Origin of the sequence: Mesorhizobium sp. M1A.F.Ca.IN.020.03.2.1, from assembly GCF_004023205.1 — a bacterium.
Lineage (GTDB): Bacteria > Pseudomonadota > Alphaproteobacteria > Rhizobiales > Rhizobiaceae > Mesorhizobium.
On sequence record NZ_RZSV01000374.1, the window covers coordinates 1 to 3,496 of the forward strand.

4 protein-coding genes are annotated in these 3,496 nt (G+C 63.8%); 2 read left to right on the forward strand and 2 right to left on the reverse strand.

Annotation, left to right across the window (positions count from 1 at the left end; genetic code table 11):
- Positions 1-8: 8 nt before the first annotated feature.
- The gene (locus EOA79_RS34205; RefSeq protein WP_280950705.1) at positions 9-131 is read right to left on the reverse strand and encodes a hypothetical protein; all 123 of its coding nucleotides are present in this window, start codon (positions 129-131) and stop codon (positions 9-11) included.
- A 464-nt stretch (positions 132-595) separates the two neighbouring features.
- Here EOA79_RS34205 and EOA79_RS30765 point away from each other — a divergent pair, with 464 nt between their 5' ends.
- The gene (locus EOA79_RS30765) at positions 596-2,122 is read left to right on the forward strand and encodes a LysM peptidoglycan-binding domain-containing M23 family metallopeptidase (protein ID WP_095825606.1); all 1,527 of its coding nucleotides are present in this window, start codon (positions 596-598) and stop codon (positions 2,120-2,122) included.
- 101 nt (positions 2,123-2,223) lie between these two features.
- Here the strand turns inward: EOA79_RS30765 and EOA79_RS30770 are convergent, their stop codons facing one another.
- Entirely contained in the window at positions 2,224-3,096 is an 873-nt protein-coding gene (locus EOA79_RS30770) for an ATP-binding protein (RefSeq protein WP_095825605.1), read from the reverse strand.
- A gap of 267 nt (positions 3,097-3,363) precedes the next feature.
- Between EOA79_RS30770 and EOA79_RS30775 the strand changes: the two genes are divergently transcribed.
- On the forward strand, positions 3,364-3,496 hold a 133-nt coding region (locus tag EOA79_RS30775), incomplete at its 3' end, for a preprotein translocase subunit YajC (protein ID WP_348631875.1).

Below are 3,496 nucleotides of genomic sequence, written 5' to 3' on the forward strand. Positions count from 1 at the left end.
CACTCCAGTCAGCCACCCCAGCGGTAGTTCAGGTGCAAACCAACGAGATCGACATCCTGATCGATGCGCTCGGTGCTGAAGGGGCCCCCGCGCGCGCCAACGACCGTGAAGGCGGTGGTCTTGTCGGGCATGAACAGGTGAGTATTCGATCGCGAGTGACCAATTCGGGGCAAAGCCATATTCAAGACCGGCACCCAAGGCACCGCCCCAGCGGGTCTGATCGTCTGTCTCGCCGGCGGTCGTGTCGGGGGAAAAGAGAACATCGAAACGGTCGTGAGTCACGGCCGCGCCTCCCTTGACGTAGAAGAGGGCGTTGTCGACGCTGTACCCGACTTGGGCGGTCAGCAAGCCAAACCAAGCGAAGGCGTGGTCGTGTGAGGGTGGTGCCGCTGCTCGCCCGGTCTCATTTCGTGCGATTCGCCGGTTCCCGAGACGTCCGTCTCGTCTCGGCCGGCACGATCTGTCCGGACTTGGTCGCGCCTGTCGAAAAATGCTTTAAGAAAATTTTCGGCGGATTCTAATGGGTTAACCGGCCAGTAACATTAACGCGCTTTAATCATGACCAGTTTGTACCGGGTCTGTGCGGGTTAGTGCGATGCAATTCAATGGTTTGAAGGCAAACGGACGCAATCTGGCGCGCGGCTGCGCCGTCCTCATGATCGCCGGTGCCGCGGCAGGCTGCAGCTCCCAGGCGATGCGCTTCAATGGTGTCGACGACGTGTTCACATCGTCCACCAACAATCAGCGCGCCATCATCAACAAGCAGAATGTCGACCAGCCCTATCCGGGCGATACGGTCGCGCCGGCGCCTGTCGACGGCAGTCACACCCAGTCCGTGAGCCGCTCCAGTCTCGAGCCGGTGACGTCCCAGCAATTGCCGCCGCCCTCGGCGCCGGCCGCCGCCAAGCCGATGCGCACCGCCTCGGCCCCGGCACTCGCGCCGGCCCCCGTCGCGCCGCATCTGGACAGGACGGCCACCAACACCGTCGCCCCGGCCGCGAAGCCGTTCAAGACCGCCGAGCCCGACGCGGTGCGCAACGCAAGCGCGGCGCCGCACGCGACCGAGATCGTGGTGAGGGAAGGCGAGACGATTTCCGGTCTGGCCCGCCAATATCATGTGCCGGCCGATGCGATCATCAAGGTCAACGGGCTCGATGCCAACAAGGGCATCAGAACCGGCCAGAAGATCGTCATTCCGGCCTATGCCTATTCGAGCAAGGGCGGGCCGAAGGTTGCCGACAGCACCAAGCCCGCCAACACACCGAAGCAGCCCGCCGGCGCGCCGGAGAAGGTTGCCGTGCTGCCGCAGCAGCCAAAACTCAAGGACGGCAAATCCGCCGCGCAGGTCGATGCATCGGCGGCGGCCAGCGGTTCGAAGAGCGCCACGCCCGCCCAGATGGCCGAGGCAAAGCCGGCCGGCGCCGGCGGTACCTACACCGTTCAGCAGGGCGATTCCCTGTCTTCGATCGCCCGCAAGACCGGCGTCGGCGTCACGGCGCTCAAGCAGGCCAACGGCATGAAGGACGGCCTCTTGAAGATCGGCCAGACGCTCAAGGTTCCGGCCGGCGGCACCGTTGCCGTCGCTGCGGCGAAGCCTGTCGCGACCAAGCCGACCGTCGATCCGGTGACGACGGCAACCACGCAGCCGCCGGCAAAGACCACACCGTCGGAGACGCTCGCCTCCTACACGCCGCCGAAGAAGGACGCCAAGGTCATCCAGCAGGCCGAGGACGACGATGCAGTGGCGCCGGATGCGACCGGCATCGGCAAGATGCGCTGGCCGGTGCGCGGCCGCGTCATCTCCGGCTTCGGCTCCGGCAAGGACGGCGTCGACATCGCGGTGCCGGAAGGAACGCCGATCAAGGCGGCCGAAAACGGCGTCGTCATCTATGCCGGCGACGGCCTCAAGGAGTTCGGCAACACAGTGCTGGTGCGCCACGAGAACGGCCTGGTCACCGTCTACGGCCATGCCAGCTCGATCGAGGTGCAGCGCGGCCAGAAGGTCAAGCGCGGCCAGGAGATCGCGCTGTCCGGCATGAGCGGCACCACGGACTCGCCGAAGCTGCACTTCGAGGTGCGCAAGAACTCTGCTCCGGTCGATCCGAGCGGCTATCTCGAATAGAACAAGAACAAATTGCGGGCCGCCTGACCTCCAGTCCGGCCCGCCGGCTTCAGCCCGCTCCGCCAGGAGCGGGCTTTTTCACTGCAGCCGGTGATGGGCTATCAGTCCTTGAGCGGCTTGCCGAGGCGTCCGGCAAGATCCTGGGTGAACTGCCAGGCGACGCGGCCGGAGCGGCTGCCGCGCGTCGTTGCCCATTCCAAGGCTTCCGCGCGCAACGTCTCGGGATCAATCGCGAGGGCATGGTAACGGACATAGCCGTCGATCATGTCGAGATATTCGTCCTGCGAGCATTTGTGGAAGCCGAGCCACAGGCCGAAGCGGTCGGAGAGCGAGACTTTTTCCTCCACCGCTTCCGACGGGTTGATCGCGGTCGAGCGCTCATTGTCGATCATATCGCGCGGCAACAGATGGCGCCGGTTCGACGTGGCGTAGAAGATGACATTGGCCGGGCGGCCCTCGACGCCGCCTTCGAGCGCTGCCTTGAGCGACTTGTAGGAAGTGTCGTCATGGTCGAAGGAAAGATCGTCGCAAAACAGGATGAAGTGGTAGGGCGCCGCCTTCAAAAGGCTCATCAGCTTGGGCAGGGTGTCGATGTCCTCGCGATGGATCTCGATCAGCTTCAGCGGCCGGTCGAGCTTGTCCGAGGCATTGACCTTGGCGTGCACGGCCTTGACCAGCGACGACTTGCCCATGCCGCGCGCGCCCCAGAGCAGCACATTGTTGGCGGCGAAGCCGGACGCGAAGCGCTCGGTGTTGTCGAGCAGGATGTCGCGGACCCGGTCGACGCCGCGGATCAGGCCGATGTCGACGCGATTGACCTTGTGGACCGGCTCCAGGTAGCCGGGATCGGCCTGCCAGACGAAGCAATCGGCCACGCCGAGTTCGGTCTCGGGAACCGGTGGCGGGGCGAGACGGGAGACCGCGTCGATCAGGCGGTCGAGCTTTTTGTTCAGGGCATCCAGGCTATCGGTCATTTCCGGTCTTTTTAACTTGGCAGTCACGGAACGTGAAACGGATCCGCGGCTGCGCACCAAGAACCAACTGCAAGCTTCTGTTGTAGCACGATCTTTTCGGCCGGCTCCAACCGGCTTCCGGCTGCGACGCTCTAGCACGCGCCAAACGGCTGGAAAAGCAACGGATTCTGCGGGTCGCGCAGTTGCATTGGCAACTTTACCGACTATATTCCGGCCAAAATTTCGCGGGGCCGTCCCGGCGGTATTTCACCATCCAGGAGTTTCTTGATGTTCGTCACACCGGCATACGCCCAAGGCGTCGGCACCTCGCCCGATATGTTCATCAGCATTTTGCCGTTTGTCCTGATTTTCGTGATCATGTATTTTCTGATCATCAGGCCGCAGCGCACGCAGTTGAAGA